This is a genomic window from Nocardia sp. NPDC046763 (assembly GCF_040645495.1).
GTDB lineage: Bacteria > Actinomycetota > Actinomycetes > Mycobacteriales > Mycobacteriaceae > Nocardia.
Genome location: NZ_JBEYYI010000028.1, coordinates 84,318 through 104,668 on the forward strand (window position 1 = coordinate 84,318; position 20,351 = coordinate 104,668).

Here is a 20,351-nt window from a genome sequence, read left to right on the forward strand (position 1 = left end):
GCTTCGTCCACAGGGAAGACCGCCCCGTCGGCGTGGCGTTCACCCGATGTCGCAAACCCTGCTACTCGCACGCGCGCGCGGATTGAACGGTGTGTCGTCCGGCGCGTCGAGTCGTTGGAATCCTGTTCATGCGAGAGAATTTCCGATCGGGACCGTTTCGTGCGCGCCGCCCGTGGCGACGCGACGACGGCGGGCTGCACAGTACCGACGATCACCGACGACAACACACCGTCAGCCACGACCGACCGCCGAGAGGGTCAGACGATGCCGAGCGACGTGCCCGCAGCGGGAATGTTGAAGTCGTACAAAAAAGTGTCGCGCTGGTACCCCGCTCTGGACCCCGACGCGCAGGCCCCGGCCCCCGAACAGCCCGACGGCGACTCGGCATTCGCCGACGACCAGGGCGCGGCCCGCTACCCGCACTACATCCACGACGAACCGGAGCTCGAGATTCCGCCGGTGCCCGATTCGGTGCTGCGGCGCAACCACTTCGACGGGGCCTGGTCGGACTGGATGACCGGGTCCGGCGAGAGTGCCTCCTACGCACCGTCGCTGCGCTACCGCGGCAGCACGGTCGTCGAATTCCCCACGGAGAGTAGCGAAGCCGGCACGGTATCGACCGGCGATCGCGCCCCGAGAACGCTCGACCGAGCCTCGCAGCTGCTGGACGCGGTCGCCGACCGTGCGGCCGCGCCGGCCGAGCGCATCACGGGGCGGCGGTTTTTCGCCGTCGCATTCCTGATCGTTGCCATTGTTTTGCTAGCCATTGCCGGTGGAGTTGCTCTATATGTGCTGAATTCCCACGGCGGCACTGCGCAATCCATCGGCACACCCGAGGCGGGACCCCGTTCCGGCCCGATCGCCGTCGCAGCGGCGTACAACGAAATGACGGCCCCCGCGATCATCGGCGACCATGGACCCGCGACGGGCATTCCGGCCGGATAAGAGGAGAGCGGAGACAATGGATCAGGACTGGAGCCGCTGGCTCGACGAGAGGCCCGAAGCGGGCGAATCGCCGGACCGTGCCGCGCGTTCCAAGGCTCCGGTGATGCGCCTGCGTAAGCGCCGCGGTGACTCCGGCGAGGCCGGTCCCGCGCCGCGCCCGATTCTGGTGGTGGGTGGTTGCGGCGGCGCGGGCACCACCACGACAACGCTCGGCATCGCGGGGGAGATGAGCGTCGCCGACGCCCAAATCGTCGCCGTGGACGGCACTTTCGCGGGCGGTGATCTCGCGTTGCGGGGCGCTGACGAGCACCTGAGCCCGATCAGTCTGCAGGCCTGGCTCTACGGCCGCGGTGACGACGAGGCCGCGCCGCTCAAGGAATGTCTCTCCCGCGCCACTTCCGGCATCGGTCTGCTGTGGCGCGATCCCGCCCCGCTGCGCCGGCGCGCCACCTACCTGACCGTCGCCCGCGCGCTCGGCGAGACCGGGTACACCCCGGTTTACGACGGCGGCAATCCGATCGCGAGCCGGCATCTGCGCCCGCTGCTCGAGGACGCCGATATCGCGCTGGTGCTGTCGATTCCGGCGCGGGTGGACGCGGCCAACCGGTTGCGCGTGACGCTGGAGTGGCTCGACGATCAGTTCGGCGGGCAGGGCGAGGGTCAGGGCGACGGCATTGTCGGCGACACCACCATTGTCGTGTCACACCAGTTGCCGGGCAGTGATTCTCGGGTCGCTGAGCATTTGCGGGAGCATCTGGACGGCTGGGTCCGTGAGATCGTCGAGATACCCTATGACGCACACCTCGCACGCGGAGAGTTGGTGCGGCACAGCAACCTGGCCGCAGAGACACGCCGCGCGTATCGCCGCCTGCTTGCTGGAGTGGCATCATGACCGCAGCCATGAAGGAACGCCGATCCGCCTCCGAGGCCGCCATGGCGGCCGGTGTGGTGCCGCCGCCGGAAACCCGCCGCGCACCGATCTGGGACCGACCCGTACCCGGCGGTGGCCGAGCGCCCCTGGTGTGGCTGCTCGGCGTGCACGGGGGCGCGGGCGCGACCACGCTCTCGCATGTGCTTGCGCCGGCGGCGGATTCGTATCGACGCTGGCCGGGCGTATTCGACCGGGAGTCCCCGTTCGTGGTGCTGGTGGCGCGCGAGACCATCGCCGGGCTCACCCGTGCCCACGATCTGCTGCGCCAGCATCACGCCGGGCTGGCCGGTCCGTGTGAGGTGCTGGGCCTGATCACCGTGGCCGCGCGGCCGGGCCGGCTGCCCGCCGAGATCCGCCGCTACCGCGATGTGGTCGGTTCGCTGGCGGGTCAGGTGTGGCAGTTGCCGTGGCACGAGGAATGGACCCTGGTCGAGGCCGATGAGCTGCCGGTGTGGTCACCCGGCGACCCGGTGCCGCAGCAGCGGAAGCGCAAATCCGATCCGCTGGAAGAGATTACGCCCGATGTGCGGGAGCTCGGCGCCGGCATCGTGGCCGCCGTGCAGGACGCGCTCGACGCCCCCCGCCCCGAGTTCCGGGACCCGGAGGAGTGATCATGGACCCCGATGGATTGTGTTGTGCGGGAATGAGTTCCCGGTTGCGGGGACCTGCCCGGTCCTCAGGGAAGGTGGCAGGGCAGTCAGTAGAAGGAGTTGACGTCGCCGGTTGGACGGCCGGGCCGTGCATCGGCGAGATTGTTACTAGCAGTTCGCTTTTGGATAAGGACAGACAATGAGCATGCTCCTCGCCGTACACGACGCGTACGGTCAGATCCTCGCCCAGGTCGGGAATCCGACCCCCGAGGCACCGCCCGCGTCGGACAAATTGCTGAAACTGGTTCGGTATTTCACCTGGTTCGTTCTGTTGTCGGGAATCCTGGGCATCACCTACGCCGGTGGCCGGTTCGCCTGGGAGAAATGGACAGGAGGCGGTTTGGAGTCGCCGAAGATGGTGGCAGGGGCCATGATCGGGGGAATCGTCGCGACGAGCGCGGGCACGATCATGAATGCAGTGATCACCTAATGTCCGCCGCGCTGGTTGCGCCAGCGATGGATGCCGTACTGGCCTACAAGCAGATGCCGCCGGATGTGATCCGGCCGATCATGCAGCTCATCGACTGGCTGCTGTGGTGCGTGCTGCTGTTCTGCCTGGCCTGGATGATCCTGGCCGCGGGCCGGCTCTGGTACGCCTTCCGCGACGACCTGGCCGCCAACGACGCGACACACGGGGTGGTGATGAGCCTGCTGGGCGCGATCATGGCGACCTCGGCCAGCGGGATCGCGCTGGCCCTGCTGCCGACCTGAGGGCACGGGCAGCTGAATTGTTCACTGGTACACACACTTCGGAGGCCATGCGATGAGCGAGAAGGAGTCGCCCGAGCGCGACCGCGTCTCGTTCGGCGTCATCGCCTCGGCCGCTCTGGTCGCGGTCATCCTGATCGCCGGCCTGGTGGTCTACTTCGGGCACGGCGACAGCAAGCCGAGCGCCAAGCCCGACGGGACCGTTCCGGCGGCCTCCGACTCCGGCGCCACCGGATTCGCCTCGCCCGAGGTGGATCTGTTCGGCCGCCGCGTCGACATCCCCAACAACACGGCCGGCCAGCCGCTGCCGCAGGATCCTTCCAAGCAGCGCAAGGCCACCGACGCCGACTGGCTCACCGCCGCCCCGCTGGGGACCACCGATCCCCACGGCTGGCAGCGGGTCTACGGCGCATCCGTGCCCTTCTCCACCTCCGACGGTCCGGCACGCCTGGAAAACGGCCTGGCCGTCGGCTATTCGCACACCCCGCAGGGCGCGGCGCTGGCCGCCGCCCAGATCACCTACCGGCTCAACGCCCGCCCGGCCGACCGGGAGCTCTACGTCCGGCAGGTGCGCGTGCCCGCCGAACAGCTCACCGCCTACGACCAGGCGCTGGCCGATCAACGGCTGCCGAAACAGCAGCCCGAGAAGGTGACTCGCTATCTGGTGGCCCCCGACGGCTTCCAGATCGAGAACTACGCCGACGACATGGCCATCGTGCGGCTGGCCGCGCGCGGGCCGGTGGTCGACAACCGGCAGCTGTGGGCGGCGGTGCGCCTGATCATGGTCTGGGACGCCGGCGACTGGCGGCTCAAACCTTCGACTTCCAAGACCGCTCAAACCGAATACGTGGATTCGCTTGCGGGGTGGACCAGATGGTGACAACAACAGAAATGGCATCGCGACCCATCGAGAGGTGGACCACATGCTGAGGCGGCTAGTCACGATCCTTGCGGTCGTCTTCACCGTCATGATCGCAACCCCGACGGTGGCCTACGGCCAGACGTACGGTTTCGATCAGGCCTGCAACGAATTACACGACTCCCTCGACGGGCTGGGCGTGCCCGGCATCTCGCTCGGCGACGCGGCCTCGGCCGCGTGCAAGGCGGGCAATGTCGCGACCCACCCGACCGACGCCGCCGCCACCGTGCGCGACAAGGCGTGGGACTCCACCTTCGGCAAGGTGGTGGACTCGCTGATGAACGGCCTGGGCGAGGCGTTGATGCTGGCGCTGACGTTCTGGATGAAGATCCCGAACGAACGCGTCAGTGACGCGGGGGCGCTCTTCACGAAGATCAACGACTACACCTATCAAGTCCAGATTCTGTTCTTGATGGCGTCGGTGATCCTGTCGGGGCTGAAACTGGCGCAGGCCAGACGAGGAGCCGCGGTCAGTGAGGCCACGGAATCGTTCTGGATGTTCGCGCGGGTGGTGTTCAGTTCCTGGATGCTGGGTGCGGTGATCGTGGCCGCCACCCAGGCCTCGGACAAGTTCTCCGAGTGGATCATCAACGACTCCACCAACGGCAATGCCAAGAACATCGCCGAGTTGATGGTGAAAACCTCCAAGCTGCAGGCGTTCTCGCCGGGTCTGGTGCTGATCATCGCGATCGTCGGCCTGCTCGGGGCGCTGGCCCAGATCGTGCTCGCCATCGTCCGCCAGGGCCTGCTGGTGGTGGCCGCGGGCGTACTGCCGCTGGCCGCGGCCGCGTCGGGCACCCAGATCGGGCGCACCTCGTACTCGAAGCTGCTGGGCTGGATCATCGCGTTCATGCTCTACAAGCCGGTGGCGGCGATCGTGTACATGATCGCGTTCACCACCGCGGGCAATACCGACGACCTGACCGGCACCGTGAACCTGCCCGACGCCGACGAGGCCCAGCGCATGCTGGTCGCCATCGTGCTGCTGTGCACGGTCGCGTTCGTGCTGCCGGCGCTGATGCGCCTGGTGACCCCGGCGGTCGCCATTGTCGGTTCCGGCGGTTCGGGTCTGGCCGCTACCACCGGCACCCTGGTCGGCATCGCCGCGCTCGGTGCGGTCGGTTCGCGTGCGGTGGCCCCGCGCGGTGCCGCCGGACCCGGTGCCGCTGGATTCATCGGACCCGGTCGCGGCGGGCGTCCCCGTCCCGGTCCCGGGGGCGGCGGTCCGGGCGGTGGCGGCGCGCCACGCCCGACACCCCCGCCACGCCCGGCGGGTGGTGGCGGCGGTGCGCCCGCCGCGAGTCCTGCCGCCCAAGGCGGTGGCGGCGCAGTACCGTCAGGCGCGTCCCGCGTCGCCAACCGGGTCGCACAGGTGCGCGCGGCGACCGCCTCGCTGAGCAAGGCCGAGTCCACCGCGGGCGACCTGGCCGGTGACCGCTGGGCCAACCGTTCACCCGACCTCGGCAGGAGCACCATCCCGCGATGACGATGACCGAGACCTACGAGCGCCGCTCGTACGGACTGTGGCAGAAGCCCCGCAGCGCCGGCCTTTTCGGCCTGCGCTGGGGTGAGACCGTGGTCGGTTTCGCCGTCGTGATCACCGCGCTGCTGACGGCGCTGGCGGCCGGGCCGAAACCGGCCGCCGTGGTGGCTGGCATCGGCACGGTCGTGATGGTTCCACTGGTGTGGCGGACGGGGGGCCGCTCCGGCTACGAGAACGGATTGATGATGTTCCATTGGTTGCGCGGCCGTTCCAAGGGCGAGCACGTGTACCGGGGCGGGCGGTTCTCCCGGATCCCGGGCGGCGTCACCCGCCTGCCCGGGCTGATGGCCCCGTCACGGCTCTACGAGGGCATCGACGCCGGCGGCTACAGCTTCGGCATGATCCACCTACCGCAATTCGCCCAGTACACAGTGGTTCTGCGTGCTTGGCCGCAGGGCCACGAGGCCGTCGACCAGCCGGTCATCGACCGCTGGGTGGGCGCATGGGGGACGTTCCTGGCCTCGCTGGGGCAGACCTCCGACATCGTGGCCGTGGTGCCGGTGATCGACACTGTGCCGGAGACCGGAAACCGTTTGCTCACCGAGGTTTCCACCATCACCCGGCCCGAGGCCCCCGATCTCGCGCAGCAGGTCATGTACGAGCTGGCGACCGAACTGCCGCAGGAGCGGGTGCAGCTGCTGCCGCGGGTCGCCATCACCTTCAAGGCGACCACCGCGGAGCGCCGCAAGAATCCGGCGGAGGAGGCGGTCGAGATCGGCCGCCGCCTGCCCGGCATCTGTGCGGCCCTGGCGGAGGCCGGCGTCCGCGCCCAGCCCATGGCCGCCGAGGAGATCATCTCGTTCATCCGCCGCAGCTACGACCCGGCCGCCCAGGCCGATCTCGAGGTGGCCGCGGGCGAACCCGGTGGGCACGGCCTGGATTGGGCCGACGCGGGCCCGGTCTCGCACGAGGAGCGCTGGGACCACTTCATTCACGACGGCGGCCGCTCGGTCACCTGGGAGATGGACACCGCCCCCGAGGGCGCGGTCGACGAGCGGGTGCTGCAGCGGCTGCTCGCGCCGAATCCGGAGGTGCCGCGCAAGCGCATCACCATCGTCTACCGCCCGCACTCGGCCGGCGACGCCGCCCAGATCGTGGACGACGACTACAAGAACGCCCTGGTGGCACAGCAATCCGAGCGTGGTGTCGTGTCCGCCGCCGCCACCCTGCGCGTCGGCGCCACCCAGCAGGCCCGCGAGGAGCAGGCCCGGGGGCACGGTGTCACCCGCTTCGGCGCGCTGGTCACCATCACCGAACCCCTGCGCGGCGACCTGCCGCGCATCGAGGCCATCACCCGCGACCTGTCGACCCAGGCCCGCCTCAAGATTCGCCGCTGCTACCGCTATCAGGCGGCGGCGTTCGCGGCCTCGCTCGGCTGCGGGGTGATCCTCCCCGAACATGCCACCATTCCGAAAGCGCTTGCGGGGTAATCCATGCCACGTGACTTCGACCCCTCGGTCCGCGAACGCGACGCCGCGCCGCCCACCCGGCGCGGCTCCCGCCGCGACCCGGCTCCCGTCGACCCCGACAACGAGCCGAACCCGTCCCCGCCCCCGTCCTCCCGCGTCATGCGCGATGAGCACCGGCCCCGGCGCGGCACCCTCCCGGACCGCCGCATGCTCCGCCGTGACCCCATCGAGCCGCCCGCCGACCAGGCGGACCCGGCCCCGGCGGCGCGCGAGGACGAGTCCGGCGACGCGATCCGGGAACGCACCGCCGCGGTCACCGCGGATCGGGGCGATTCGGGAGTGCGACAGGACGATTCGGGGTCGAACACCGAGCGCGAACTCTCGGCGGAGCTGATCACCGGTAGCCGGAACGCGATCGCCGAGACCGAGTCCGCACGGCGGGCCCAGCGCGGCGAGGCCGGCGCACCGGACCGGTTGGGCAGCAGCGCTGGCCGGGACCCGTCCGCGGGATCCACCGCTCGCGGTGCGCGCCAGGACGATTCGCCATCGGCGGTGCGCGCTGGCGCGGAGGCGGGGCGCGACGGCGTGCCGGAATCCGCCGTCGCCCAGCGCCCCGCCGAACCCGGCGGATCTGATCGCCAGGAGCCGTCCGCCGCAGAGGGCGACGGCCACGGTCGCGATGTGGGGGGTGCGATCGCGACGGGCCGGGATGGCCGCCGAACCCTGAATGAGAGCGGCGCAGCGGGCATCGAGCGGGGCCGTGTGAGTTCGCCGTCCGCCGATTCCGGCGCGTCCGAGTCCGTCGACGCGGGAGCATCCGGGTGGGAGGCCGCCGGCCTCGCCGAACCGACCGGTCGCGATCGCGGCGGGGAGACGGGCTCGGAGCCTGCCGCTCCGTCCGCGAGGCGGCGGCTCCCGGCCCTGCCCGCGCTCGAACCAGCCAGCGGCGCAGGGGAATTCAGTGCACCAGTGACCGCTGCGGCAGTTGAGGCGGGCTCAACCGTTGGGCCCGACACGGCAGGCGCGCCGGCCGGGCGTGAGCTTGCCGTGCGGCAGCAGCGGGATTCGGACGCCGCTCAGCGGGCCGCGGCCGGTGCGCGGGGGCAGACTTCGCCCGGGTCGGCCGGGCGCCAGGCCGGCGCCGAGCGTTCGGAACACATGCTGGACAAGGGATCCGGTCGGAGTGGCGCGGTGGCGCGGTCCGGCGGTGTGCGCGAGGGCGAGGCGCGGTCACGGGCGCGCGGGCCGGAACGGACCGAGGGGGATCGCATGGAGCGCAAGCGGAGTCGCGAGACCACGCCCGAGGCGGACGCGGCGCGCCGCGGGGAACCCGGTGAACGGCGGCGCGAACGACCGCGCGCCGAGGGCGAACCCGGACGTGAGCGGCGTGGCGACGGTGAACCCGGACGTGAGCGACGCGCTGCCGAAGGCGGGCGTGAGCGCCGTGGCGCGCCGGAGCGAGATGCCCGGCGCGGCAACGGCTCCGAGGGCCGCGGGCGGTCCACGGACGCGGATCGGGTGCATCTGGGCGGACGGGCCGGCGCGCCCGGTCGGCCCCGCCCGGCGCGGCCGGACGGCGAGGCGGGGGAGCGGCCGGTGCGCAGCCGGCCCGCGCGCGACGGGCGGCCCGAGCGGGCCGAAACCGAGGAGCGTGGCCGCGGCGCCCGTAAGGACAAGCGGGACAAGGTCGCCGACCAGGCCGAGCGCGACGCGGCCGCCAAGCGCGCCGCGGCGCGCAAGGCCGCGGCCAAGAAGAAGCAGTCCGGTCCCAAGCTGCTCGACGACACCATGCGGGCCAAGCTCGAGGTCACCGCGCGCGAGGGCAATGGCATCCGGGCGGCCTGGGCCACCTTCCGCCTGCACACCGACGATCTGCGCCGGCGCAACTTCGCGGCGCGCGCCGAGCGCATGGAGTACGGCAGCTTCGACGAATTCGACCGCACCACAGCACAACTCACCGATCGCGGCTACATCGGCGCGGGCGGCGGGCGAATGAACGTGGTCGGCCGCCCGGTCGAGTATCGCGCCACCACCGCACAGGTCGCGGGCCTGTGGCCATGGTCGGTCGGGGCCGGTGCGCCGCTCATCGGCACCCCGCTGGGCTCGCACCTGCACACTGGCGCACCGGTCTGCTTCGACCCGATGAACTGGTTCATGCGCGGCAGCTTCATCACCGCGCCCAGCCTGTTCGTGCTGGGCCTCAATGGTTTCGGCAAGTCCTCGCTGGTGCGCCGGATCGTGCTGGGCGGTGTCGCGCAGGGCATCACCCCGCTGGTGCTGGCCGATGTCAAGCCCGACTACCGCAAGCTGGTGGAGCTGGTCGGCGGCCAGGTCATCGACCTGGGCTACGGCCACGGCAAGCTCAACCCGCTCGCCGCCGGTGTGCTGGGCTCGATCGTCCCGCTCCTGCACGACTTCCCGGAGCTGCGGACCCAGGTCATGCAGGAGATGCGGGCCCGCCAGGTCACATTGGTGGCCGGTCTGGTGGAACTGGTCCGCGGCGCCCGGGTGCGCGACTTCGAGGAGACCCTCATCTCCACCGGTCTGCGCATCCTCTACCGCGAGGGCGGCGCCTTCACCCCCGACCAGCCGCCCATCCTGGAGGACCTCCTGGAGGTGGTCGTGGCGGGCGGCGACGAACTGCAACTCGATGCGGGCGCGGACAATCCGGACGAATACCAGGAGGCCATCAAGGGCCTGCGCCGCTCACTGCGCGCCCTCACCCAGGGTCCGTTCGGCGCGATCTTCAACGGCCACACCACGACTCCCATCGACACCAACTCCACCGCCGTCTGCATCGACGTCTCCCACATCCCCAACGGCGACAAGAAACTCAAGGCCGCCGTCATGCTGGCCTGCTGGGCCGACGGTTTCGCCTCCGTCGAAGCCGCGCACGTGCTGGCCGACGCGGATCTGGGCCCGCAGCGCTACTTCCAGGTGGTGATGGACGAGCTGTGGCAGGTGCTGGGCCTGGGTGACTTCATGGTCGACCGTGTCGATGAGCTCACCCGTCTGCAGCGCGGCATCGCCACATCGCTCATCATGATCAGCCACACCATCAAGGACCTGCAGGCCCTGGGCTCCGAGGCGGCCATCGCCAAGGCCCTCGGGTTCCTGGAACGCGCCCGCGCCAAGATCTTCGGCGCGCTCCCGGCAGAGGAGATCGCGCGCCTGGATTCCACCGTGCCGTTCACCGCCGCCGAGGAGGAGATGGTGACCAGCTGGTCCGCGCCGCAGGCGCTCACCGGTGAGGCGCTCAAACCGGGCCAGCAGCGCCCGCCCGCGCCCGGCACCGGTAAGTTCCTGCTCAAGATCGGTGAGGACCGCCGGCCCGGCATCCCGTTCCACATGGAGTTCACGCTCTCGGAGCGGGAGAGCGGAATCCACGACACCAACCAGCGTTTCAGCGAATTCACCGAGACCACCGCGAGCCGCGGCTCGGACGAGGGGAGCGCCGCATGATGCCGCACCGGTCGTATCGAAGAGTGTCGCCGGAGGTCCGGCAGGCCGCCGTCGAACAGGTCATCGCCCTCACCGGCAAACTGCGCTCGGAATCCGAGGCCTGCCGGGTGGTCGCCGAACAGATCGGCGTGCACACCAATTCGGTGCGGAACTGGGTGCGCGCCGCCGAGAGCCCCGGCCTGGAACGCATGGACGCGATCGCGTTGCGCCGCAAGGTGGCTCTGCTGCAGCAGCAGCTCGCGGCCGCCGCCGAAATGAACCGCACGCTGGTGGAAACCCTCCACGAAGCCAAGCGCGGCACATGAGCCGCTGCCGCGAGAACGAACACACCGATTCGGGAAACCCGCTGGTATGGCCCGCATATACCGTTCAGCGACTAGCCTGGAGGGGTGGTCCGGTGCTGCGCCGCCGGCGCGGGCCGGTGAGCGCGAGCACGGGTGTGAACGGTGCGAGCGCAGGCATGCGTCCCGCGATTGGGGTGGTGATGCTGGTAGTGAGCGTCGCAGTGCTGGCCACCGCATGCGGCAGTGGCAGCTCGACCGGCGGCGGCTCGAATCCGTCTGCCGGGCAACCGCCCACGTCCACCACCCGGTTGCTGGAGAATGCCCCCGCCCCCGACCCGACCACGCCCGACGGCGTCGCGGTGACCGCGCTGGAGCAGATCTACACCTGGTATCCGGCCACCGAGTCCGAGGGCGACGCGCTGCGCCGCGCACGGAAATGGCTGGGACCCAGCCTGATCCGTACACTGGACAACCCATCCACCGGCGTGGAAACCCCGAGACCGTCATTGCGCTGGGCCGACTGGGCCAAGGCGGGCGCTCACGTCGAGGCGTTCGCGTTCGCCTCCGGTGAGAAGGCCCCCGCCGGCGCCGACCCGAACCGGCAGCAGTACAAGATCGGCATCGAGCAGACGGTCGTCTATCCGGACGGCAGGCGGGAATCGCTACCCCCGGCCACGGTCGTCGCCACCATCGTGCATGGACCTGCCGGTGGCTGGTTGCTGGACGAATTCCGTTGAGCGGTAACGACTCACAGGTCATCCCAGGAGGTTAGAGATGGCGAAGAAACCGGTTGCGGACCCGGCCGACCCGGGTCCCGATCGTGTACTGCACCTCGTCTACGCGGGTTTCTACTTCTTCGGAACCCTGTGGCTGGCCGTGCAATTGGGCAACCTGCTGAGCTCGCCACGCCAGCACGTGCCGATCAACCCGATCGCCATCGTGGTCAACCTGATCAAGGGCGAGCTGCGCTGGCCGGCCGCGGCCACCGTGATCATCCTGCTCGTCTTCGGGGGGACGCTGGGCTGGGTACTGTACCGGCGCCGCCGTGAGCTGAAAGCCAAGAAGGGCCGACTCGCGATCGACGACAAGGCCGATCACATGGGCACCGGCGGGGCCATCAAGGCGCTCACGCTGTCCGGTGTCCGCGAGAAGGCCGGCCAGATCGGTGTGCCGCTGCACCAGCATCTCACCGGGGACATGCTCATTCCCGGTTCGCTGATGCGGCCCGGCGACATGCTGGTTCCGGGCATTCCGATCGGCATGTCGGTCGCCGACGGCGAAATGATGTACGGCTCCTACGAGGATCTGCAGGTCGATATCTGGGGCCCGCGGCAGGGCAAGACCACGTCCCGGGTGATCCCGGCCGTGCTCGCCGCCATCGGCCCGGTGGTCGTCACCTCCAACAAGCGTGACGTCGTCGATGCCACCCGGGATGTGCGCGCGGGCAAGGGCAGTCAGATCTTCGTCTTCGATCCGCAAGGCGTGGCCCCGGATTCGCACGACCTGCAGGCGCAGCAGGAACCCGGCTGGTACTGGGATCCGCTGGCGTGGGTCGACGTGCACCGGCCCGGCTGCGAGGTGCGGGCGGTCAGCCTGGCGGGTCATTTCTCCGATGCGGAGGGCAGTCCCTCGGCCGGCCAGGGTGCGGACTCGTACTTCGACCCCGAGGCCGAGGATCTGCTCGCGGCGCTGTTCCTGGCCGCGGGTTTCGAGGGCAGCAACATTCTGCGCGCCTGGGAATGGGTGAACAACCCGATGGACACCACCCCCATCGAGGTCCTGCGTGCGCACTCCAAGCACTACATGGCCGAGGGTCTCGCCGGTCAGTACAACCTCGACATCCGCACGCGCGACGGCATCTTCGGTGGCGCGAAGGCGATGATCAGGTGCCTGAAGTTCCCGCACATCCAGCCGTGGATCATCCCCAACGGCGGTCGATCGGCCTTCAACGAACTGGAATTCCTCGAGCGCAACGGCACCCTCTACTGCCTGTCGCTGGAGGGCCGGGGTTCGGCGGCGCCGCTGGTGAGCGCCCTGACCGCGGCGGTCATCGACGTGGCCTCCCGCGAGGCGTCGCGGTCGCCGGGCGGGCGGCTGCCGGTGCCGATGCTGGCCGCCCTCGACGAGGCCGCCAATGTCGTGCGCTGGAAGGATCTGCCGAAGCAGTACAGCCACTTCGGTTCTCGCGGCATCGTGGTGATGACGGTGCTGCAGTCCTGGGCGCAGGGCGCGCGCTGCTGGGGACCCGATGGCATGGAGGCGCTCTGGGGCGCCGCGAACATCAAGGTCATCGGCAGCGGCATCGACGACATGGCCTTCCTGCAACAACGCTCCGAGGCAATCGGCGACTACGACAGCATCTCGCAGTCGGTGTCGGAATCGAAGGGCGGCAAGAGCTATTCGCGCTCACTGAGCTCGTCGCGGACCTTCAACGCCCATGCCCTGGCGACTCTGCCGCGCGGCCGCGCCATTCTGTTCGCCTCGGGCACACCGGCCGTGCTGCTGCGCACGGTCCCGTGGTGGGAGGGCCCCGACGCCGCCGCCGTCGAGCGGTCGATCGAAGCCCACGACCCGTCACCGACACGCAAGACCGAGATTTCCGATCTGATCAGTCCCGCGCTGATCAAAGAGACACTGCCGGATGTTTCGGCTCCCGAGGAGGTTCGACCGCTGTGAGCGAAGAGTCAACACCCATGGTCTACGCGAGCGTGGTCGAGTTCGTGGAGAACTACCTCAGCCTCGTGTACCGCCGGCAGGTGACGGACATCAGCGACACCGTGTGGTGTCCCGAATGGTGGAAGCACGCCGAGGCGGTCGCGCGACTGGATGCCATGTGGCGGGCGTGGGAGCACTTCCGCCACGACGGCAAGACCGGGCTGAGCGTCTGGTTTCTCGACCACGCCGACCCGCACATGGCGAAACTGTTCGATCCCAAGGGCCCGTTCAAGTACTGCAGTGTGCGCAACGGCCACAAGGACATGCTCACGCCGCTGCCGTTGAAGTCCCCCCAGCAGGGCTTGTTCAGTAATCCCACGATCGGTGAGTTCCCGCTCTAGAGAGAAAACGTCGGCGCCGGTATTGCTCCGGCGCCGAAACGGAAAGTGGCGGATCGGGTTGCGATCCGCCACGGTTCGAAATTATTGCTGCTCAGACTCGTTCACGCGAGCGAGCGCGTTCGCGCTCCCGCTCGTGCGCTTCCTGCTCCCGCACCCGCCGCTGCGCCGCCTCCTGCTCCCGGAGGCGCACGGCGTCCTGTGCCGACTGGGCCTGTCCGACCTCCATCAGCAGCCGTACCGATTGCAGTTCGGGCGAGATGCCCATGCGCGAAAGGTGTTGGGCCAGAGCGGTTCGCCGTTCCACCGAGTCGTATCGCACTGAGCCGCGGTTGGCTTGCTGCGCGGCCATTCGAGATGCCTCCGCCTGCGCGGAGAATCGATCCTTTTCGAGAGATACGCCCCGTTCGCGCGTCGGGCGCTCCAAGATTCGCGAAAGTTCGCGGTTGCGCGGATCACGTGCCTTGGCATCCGCGGCCTCGCGCAAGCGGCGCTCGCGGCCTTCCTTCTGCCGGGCCTCGGTGACCCTGACGCGTGCTTCCGCTTCCTTTTGGCCACGTTCCCGGGTGCGCAGCGCGACAAGTGTCGCGAGCTGCAACATTTGCCTCATCATCGCCGCTGTTTCGCGGCCGATGTCGTCGAGTTCCTCGGCCATTGCCTGCTCCCCGATGCTGCAGTTAGATCACTATGGATGATTGTGGTGCTTCGTCACGGACATCGCCACACGAACGGTGGTTGCGCGTAGCCATGTCCCGCCTGCAAACGTGGACACCCGAAGACCATGAGGCGTCGCAGCGGCCCGGTGGGGATTGCCCGGTGGGCTTTACTACGCCTTGGTACTCCGTTCTACGAGATTACCAGCGAAAACTCCGAAACCACCGTGTGCGCGCGTCGCGATCCAGCATATATCGCACAATTCCGGCACGTCGTGGAAAACTCAGGATTTTCTTTGGTTAGGGAAGCCTTACGCAAGAGGTTCAACGGGACCTTCCCGAGACCTTCGCCGGAAAAGAATCGGGCCCGGCGCGGGAAGCGCCGGGCCCGAAAAACCATGCTGGTCAGTCTATTTGGACTGATTGGATGTTCACATCGGAGGCCGGCTTACCGTCCTGGCCGCCGCCCTGGACACCCGCCTTGGCGATCTTGTCGAGGGTGGCGAGACCGGCGTCGTCGACCGTGCCGAAGATGGTGTACTGCGGCGGCAGCTGGGAGTCGCCGTAGACCAGGAAGAATTGGCTGCCATTGGTGCCCGGCCCGGCATTGGCCATGGCGAGCACGCCGCGCTTGTAGGCGACCGGGTATTGGGCGGCTTGATCATTCGGGTCGTACTGGTCGGTCGGGTACTCGTTGTTGAACTCGTAACCGGGACCGCCCATTCCGCTGCCGGTCGGGTCGCCGCACTGCAGCACCTCCAGGCCCTTGCCGGTGGTGATGCGATGGCAGCTGGTGTTGTCGAAGAACTTCTGCTTGGCCAGGCTCTCGAAACTGTTGACCGTGCAGGGGGATTCACTCGGGCTCAGGGTCATGGATATCGGACCCTGGTTGGTGTCCATGGTGGCCTTGACATCACCGGCGGTGGAGATATTGGCCGTGCTCGGCGGATTCACCGGCTTGTCGGCCGGCTTCTGCGACGGACGGTACTCACAGCTGACCGAGGCCGGCTTGGCCTTGGCGGCCGGCGGGGGAGCGGCGGTCAGCGAGGCGTCCGGGGTCTCCGAGGCCTTGGCGCTGGTGCTGTTGTCATCGCCCTTGGTCAGGAAGTAGATGCCGACACCGGCCGCGACCGCGACCACAACACCCAGGGCCGAGGCCGCGATGGTGAGTTGCTTGCGCTTACGCGCCCGCTGGGCCCGATTCTCCAGTTGACGCTCCAGCTTCCGCTTCGCCGCAGCGCGTCGCTGTTCATTGCTCGGCACTAACTGTCCCTCCGTGAACGGTCGGTATCTGATGTCTGTACAGACTGCGGCCGTCAGCCCAGCGGCCGCGGCAGACATTACCTGCATTCGCTGAGAAAAACCTACATATGGCAGGCCCTCGTGGTCGTCTGCCGAGAACCGGTTGGACTTGGCGGACGACCGTGGTGAAAACTGGGCATCGTGACCAAGACCAGCAGCTTCCGTGCCCCGAGGGGGGTCCCCGACTACCTGCCGCCCACGTCCGCCGAGTTCGTCGCCGTCCGCGACGCCCTCGTGGAGGCGGCGCGACTGGCCGGATACGGGCATGTCGAGCTGCCGATCTTCGAAGAGACCGCCCTGTTCGCGCGGGGTGTGGGCGAATCCACCGACGTCGTCACCAAGGAGATGTGGACCTTCGCCGACCGCAATGGCGAGAGCTTCACCCTGCGCCCCGAAGGCACCGCCGGTGTCATGCGGGCGGTCATCGAGAACGGCCTCGACCGCGGGGCGCTGCCCGTCAAACTCTGCTACGCCGGGCCGTTCTTCCGGTACGAGCGTCCGCAGAAGGGCCGCTACCGGCAGTTGCAGCAGGTCGGCGTGGAGGCCATCGGCGTCGACGACCCGGCGCTGGACGCCGAGGTGATCGCCATCGCCGACGCCGGATTCCGTGGGCTCGGATTGGAGGGTTTCCGGCTCGAGATCACCTCGCTCGGCGACGAGACCTGCCGGCCGCAGTATCGGGAACTGTTGCAGGACTTCCTGTTCAAGCTGCCGCTCGACGAGGAGACCAAGCGCCGGGCGCTGATCAACCCGCTGCGGGTGCTCGACGACAAGCGTCCCGAGGTCAAGGAGATGACCGCCGACGCGCCACTCATGATCGACCACCTGTCGGAGTCGGCCAAGGCGCACTTCGAGCAGGTGCTCGGCCTCCTCGACGCGCTGGGCGTGCCGTACGTGGTCAACCCGCGCATGGTGCGCGGGCTCGACTACTACACGAAGACCACCTTCGAATTCGTGCACGACGGGCTGGGCGCGCAGTCCGGCATTGGCGGCGGCGGCCGCTACGACGGGCTGATGGCCGAGCTCGGCGGGCAGCCGCTGTCGGGCATCGGCTTCGGCATCGGCGTCGACCGGACGGTGCTGGCCCTCGAGGCCGAGGGCAAGTCCGCCGTCGACGGTCCCCGCGTCCAGGTGTTCGGCGTCCCGCTCGGTGAAATGGCCAAACAGCGCCTGGTGGTGCTCGCGGCAGAGCTGCGCCGGGCCGGCATCCGCATCGACCTCGCCTACGGCGGCCGGGGCATGAAGGGCGCGATGAAGGCGGCCGACAAGTCCGGCGCACGGCTGGCCCTGGTGCTCGGTGACCGCGAGGTCGCCGAGGGCCAGATCGGGCTCAAGGACCTGAGCACCGGTGAACAGCGCCAGATCCCCCTGGACGAGGCCGTCGCCCAGGTCGCGGCCGCACTCGCGGGCGAACAGAACTGACTGCTCGGCCGAGCCGGACAGCGCCGCTGTCCGGCCCGGCCGGCGCTCGCCACGCCGATGCGGGCTTGGGGTGGGACAAATCGGGGTATGGGGTAGGGACCTGCTGGTACCGTGCGGGGCGTCCCGCGGGGGCGGTGCGTGCCGCCGGTAGGCCCGACCCATCGAGACTTGGACGAATGCGCTGCTGTGACTGATGAATCGAAACCGAGGTCCGACGGCGAAATCGGCCTCGATCTGATCGCTCCCGAATTGCTGGCCCCCGCCCTGCGCAGGCTCACTCTGGCAGCGCTCGGCATCGGCATCGGGGTCGGACTGCTGATGGGGCTGTTCGTGCACTGGCCGATTGCCCTCGCCACCGGTCTCGTGCTCGGCGCGCCCACCGCGCTCTACGCCGTGGCCGTGCAGCGGCGGCGAATCACGGTGTCCGGCACCGTCATCCGTGCCCGCACCTGGCGCGGCGAACGCCGCCTCGACCTCGCCGGCGCCACCGCCGCCGAAATCCTGGTCTACCCGGGCAAGATCAGTCGCATTGTGCTGCGCGTCACCGCGGGCCCGGACACCCAGGTCGTGCCGCTGGCCATCTACAGCGACTCCGGCAGCGGCCGCGAACTCCACATCCTGGGCCTGCGCAAACTCGCCGACGCCCTGGCCGGTTGCCCCCTCGCGGCCGCCCTCGCCATCTCCGGACTGCTCGTCCAGCAGCTGCGCGCCGAGGCCCGTGACGCCGTCGCCGAGCAGCGGCCCCTCTACCGGGCCGTCCGCATGGTCCGCGATCGCGACCAGGTCGCCCCGGTCGTCCTCACCGACTCCGACATCGCCGACCTCTCCCGCTGAGCGGTCAATTCGCCGATCCCCGAGCTGGATTCACCGGTCGGCGCCGGTGTCTGTTTGCTCACGTGCTGCTCACGGGGCGGGACGCGAGGGTGTGAGCCTGGCTAGGGTGAAGACGGACCTACCCGCCATCGCGAGGAGATCGTCGTGAGCACCACCGCGCCAGTGACCGTCACCGTGACCGGAGCCGCCGGGCAGATCGCCTACGGATTGCTCTTCCGCATCGCGTCGGGAGCACTGCTCGGGCCCGAGACGCCGGTGCGGTTGCGGCTGTTGGAGATTCCGGCCGCCGTCGGATCGCTCGAGGGCGTGGCGATGGAACTCGAGGACGGGGCGTTTCCGCTGCTGGCGGGCATCGATATCGCCGACGATCCGTGGGTCGGATTCGACGGGGCCAATATCGCGATTCTGGTGGGGGCGCGGCCGCGGACCGCGGGGATGGAACGGTCGGATCTGCTGGCGGCCAACGGGCCGATCTTCACCGATCAGGGCGCGGCCATCAATGCCAATGCGGCAGAGGACATCCGGGTGCTGGTGGTCGGGAATCCGGCCAATACCAATGCCTTCATCGCCATGAGCAATGCGCCCGACGTGCCCGCCGGGCGGTTCACCGCGCTCACCCGGCTCGATCACAATCGGGCGATCGCGCAGGTGGCGAAGAAGACCGGGGCGGCCGCCGCCGACATCGCGCGGATCACCGTGTGGGGCAATCACTCCGCGACGCAGTACCCGGACCTCGCCCACGCGACGGTCGGCGGGCGCGGCGCGCTCGAGTTGATCGCCGACGATGCCTGGGTGAGCGGCGATTTCATCCCGACCGTGCAGCAGCGCGGCACCGCCATCATCAAGGCGCGCGGCGCGTCCTCGGCCGCCAGCGCGGCCAGCGCCGCCATCGACCACATCCACGACTGGGTGCTGGGTACCGCGCCGGGCGACTGGACCTCGATGGCGGTGCCCTCGGACGGCTCCTACGGCGTGCCCGCGGGACTGATCAGCTCGTTCCCGGTGACCTGCGCCGATGGCGAGTACGCCATCGTGCCGGACCTGGAGGTCGGCGAGTTCGCCCGCACCCGGATCGAGCACAGCGTCGCGGAACTCGTGAGCGAGCGCGACGCCGTGATCGAGCTGGGGTATGCCAAACGGTCCTGATCAGCCCCGGCGAGCGGATGTGATCAGCTGAGCTTGCCGATCACGTTCTCGCCGTACCACTTGATCTTGACGATCTTCTCCTCCAGCGACTCCGTGTCGTGCTCCATCGCATACGAGTTGCGGAACCCGACGATCAGATCGGTGATGCCCTTCTCCTCGAGACGCTTCACCCCGTCGGTGGTGTAGCCGTCGCGGGAGACGGCGTGGATCTCGAACTCGCCCGGATTGTCACGCTCACTGCGCAATTCGTTGATCCGCGCCAGGTACTTGTCCAGGTCGTCGCCCTTGCCGCCGGCGTGCATCCAGCCGTCGCACAGCCGCACCGCGCGGCGCAGCGCGGCATCGCTGTGCCCGCCGACCAGAATCGGCAGCGGCTGGGTCGGGGCGGGGGTGAGCTTGATCTTCGGGATGTCGTAGAACTCGCCGTGGTACTCGAAGTACTCGCCGGTGGACAGGCCGCGCACGATCTCGATGCACTCGTCCAGGCGCTTGCCGCGCTTCTCGAACGGGACGCCCATTATCTGGAAGTCCTCCGGCCACGGGCTGATGCCCACGCCCAGGGCGAAGCGATTGTTGCTCAGGCGGGCCAGGGAGCTCGCCTGCTTGGCGACCAGCACCGGCGGGCGGATGGGCAGCTTGAGCACGAACGGGGTCATGCGCAGCGTGGTGGTGGCCGCGGCGAGGGCGGCCGACAGCACGAAGGTCTCGATGAACGGCTTGCCGTCCAGGAACTCGCGGTTGCCGTCGGCGGTGTACGGGTACTTGGAATCCGACTCGGCCGGGTAGGCGATGCTGTCGGCCACGGTGATGCTGTGGAACCCGGCGGCCTCGGCGGCCTGCGCGAGGGGGATGTAGTAGTCCGGGTTGGTCATCGCCTCCGCGTAGGTGAAGCGCATCGATCGTCCTCTCGACAGTGAGCCAGTACAAAAACTAGAACCGATTCTAGTTCTGTGAGTGATGCTAGCGGGAGGCTCGCGGGAAAGGCAGTCGAACGAGCGATCCGCACCCTCCACACCCGATCATGCTGGGGGTGCTCACCTGTCGTATCGCAGCGGCAGACCGCCCGGTCGTAGCCGTCCCGGTGGCTGAG

19 protein-coding genes are annotated in these 20,351 nt (G+C 69.1%); 16 read left to right on the forward strand and 3 right to left on the reverse strand.

All coding sequences use genetic code 11. The features are described 5' to 3' along the window. The first annotated feature begins 264 nt into the window (after positions 1-264). From ABZ909_RS34175 to ABZ909_RS34235, 13 genes are all read left to right on the forward strand, one after another. On the forward strand, positions 265-945 hold the full coding sequence (locus ABZ909_RS34175) for a hypothetical protein (protein ID WP_357008128.1): 681 nt from the start codon (positions 265-267) through the stop codon (positions 943-945). A gap of 16 nt (positions 946-961) precedes the next feature. Then, the gene (locus ABZ909_RS34180; RefSeq protein ID WP_357008131.1) at positions 962-1,837 is read left to right on the forward strand and encodes a hypothetical protein; all 876 of its coding nucleotides are present in this window, start codon (positions 962-964) and stop codon (positions 1,835-1,837) included. Next, on the forward strand, positions 1,834-2,487 hold the full coding sequence (locus tag ABZ909_RS34185; RefSeq protein WP_357008134.1) for a hypothetical protein: 654 nt from the start codon (positions 1,834-1,836) through the stop codon (positions 2,485-2,487). The genes ABZ909_RS34180 and ABZ909_RS34185 overlap by 4 nt, the downstream gene beginning before the upstream one ends. Positions 2,488-2,665: 178 nt before the next feature. Further along, a complete protein-coding gene (locus ABZ909_RS34190; RefSeq protein ID WP_213556317.1) occupies positions 2,666-2,956 on the forward strand; it encodes a hypothetical protein in 291 nt (96 codons plus the stop codon). Further along, positions 2,956-3,237, forward strand: a complete 282-nt coding sequence (locus ABZ909_RS34195; RefSeq protein ID WP_354837264.1) for a hypothetical protein — start codon at positions 2,956-2,958, stop codon at positions 3,235-3,237. The genes ABZ909_RS34190 and ABZ909_RS34195 overlap by 1 nt, the downstream gene beginning before the upstream one ends. Positions 3,238-3,289: 52 nt before the next feature. Further along, on the forward strand, positions 3,290-4,114 hold the full coding sequence (locus ABZ909_RS34200; protein WP_357008138.1) for a hypothetical protein: 825 nt from the start codon (positions 3,290-3,292) through the stop codon (positions 4,112-4,114). A 43-nt stretch (positions 4,115-4,157) separates the two neighbouring features. Further along, positions 4,158-5,639 (forward strand): hypothetical protein, encoded by a 1,482-nt coding sequence (locus ABZ909_RS34205; RefSeq protein WP_357008142.1) that lies wholly within the window; start codon positions 4,158-4,160, stop codon positions 5,637-5,639. Then, the gene (locus ABZ909_RS34210; RefSeq protein ID WP_357008145.1) at positions 5,636-7,126 is read left to right on the forward strand and encodes an SCO6880 family protein; all 1,491 of its coding nucleotides are present in this window, start codon (positions 5,636-5,638) and stop codon (positions 7,124-7,126) included. The genes ABZ909_RS34205 and ABZ909_RS34210 overlap by 4 nt, the downstream gene beginning before the upstream one ends. A gap of 3 nt (positions 7,127-7,129) precedes the next feature. Then, entirely contained in the window at positions 7,130-10,567 is a 3,438-nt protein-coding gene (locus ABZ909_RS34215) for a hypothetical protein (RefSeq protein WP_357008148.1), read from the forward strand. Positions 10,568-10,590: 23 nt separating this feature from the next. Beyond that, positions 10,591-10,872 carry a transposase gene (locus ABZ909_RS34220; RefSeq protein WP_357008150.1) on the forward strand — a complete coding sequence of 94 codons (282 nt, stop codon included), beginning with the start codon at positions 10,591-10,593 and terminating at the stop codon, positions 10,870-10,872. Positions 10,873-11,027: 155 nt separating this feature from the next. Then, positions 11,028-11,588, forward strand: coding sequence for a hypothetical protein (locus tag ABZ909_RS34225; RefSeq protein ID WP_357008153.1), 561 nt, complete (start codon positions 11,028-11,030; stop codon positions 11,586-11,588). A gap of 37 nt (positions 11,589-11,625) precedes the next feature. Next, positions 11,626-13,527, forward strand: a complete 1,902-nt coding sequence (locus ABZ909_RS34230; RefSeq protein WP_357008155.1) for a TraM recognition domain-containing protein — start codon at positions 11,626-11,628, stop codon at positions 13,525-13,527. After that, on the forward strand, positions 13,524-13,907 hold the full coding sequence (locus ABZ909_RS34235) for a DUF4913 domain-containing protein (RefSeq protein ID WP_357008157.1): 384 nt from the start codon (positions 13,524-13,526) through the stop codon (positions 13,905-13,907). Before ABZ909_RS34230 ends, ABZ909_RS34235 begins: the two co-directional genes overlap by 4 nt. A 91-nt stretch (positions 13,908-13,998) precedes the next feature. On the opposite strand, the gene ABZ909_RS34240 is transcribed toward ABZ909_RS34235, so the two are convergent. Together ABZ909_RS34240 and ABZ909_RS34245 are read right to left on the reverse strand one after the other, a co-directional pair. After that, entirely contained in the window at positions 13,999-14,559 is a 561-nt protein-coding gene (locus ABZ909_RS34240; protein WP_357008160.1) for a hypothetical protein, read from the reverse strand. Positions 14,560-14,962: 403 nt separating this feature from the next. Beyond that, positions 14,963-15,820, reverse strand: coding sequence for a peptidylprolyl isomerase (locus tag ABZ909_RS34245; RefSeq protein WP_357008162.1), 858 nt, complete (start codon positions 15,818-15,820; stop codon positions 14,963-14,965). Positions 15,821-16,000: 180 nt separating this feature from the next. Here ABZ909_RS34245 and hisS point away from each other — a divergent pair, with 180 nt between their 5' ends. The 3 genes from hisS (at position 16,001) to ABZ909_RS34260 (ending at position 19,261) form a co-directional block, all read left to right on the forward strand. Further along, the gene (gene hisS / locus ABZ909_RS34250; protein ID WP_357008165.1) at positions 16,001-17,281 is read left to right on the forward strand and encodes a histidine--tRNA ligase; all 1,281 of its coding nucleotides are present in this window, start codon (positions 16,001-16,003) and stop codon (positions 17,279-17,281) included. A 186-nt stretch (positions 17,282-17,467) separates the two neighbouring features. Continuing rightward, positions 17,468-18,115: a hypothetical protein gene (locus tag ABZ909_RS34255; RefSeq protein WP_357008168.1), complete on the forward strand. Its 648-nt coding sequence runs from the start codon at positions 17,468-17,470 to the stop codon at positions 18,113-18,115. A 144-nt stretch (positions 18,116-18,259) separates the two neighbouring features. Beyond that, the gene (locus ABZ909_RS34260) at positions 18,260-19,261 is read left to right on the forward strand and encodes a malate dehydrogenase (RefSeq protein WP_357008170.1); all 1,002 of its coding nucleotides are present in this window, start codon (positions 18,260-18,262) and stop codon (positions 19,259-19,261) included. 23 nt (positions 19,262-19,284) lie between these two features. Here the strand turns inward: ABZ909_RS34260 and ABZ909_RS34265 are convergent, their stop codons facing one another. Beyond that, positions 19,285-20,157: a TIGR03619 family F420-dependent LLM class oxidoreductase gene (locus tag ABZ909_RS34265; protein WP_357008173.1), complete on the reverse strand. Its 873-nt coding sequence runs from the start codon at positions 20,155-20,157 to the stop codon at positions 19,285-19,287. Positions 20,158-20,351 lie beyond the last annotated feature (194 nt).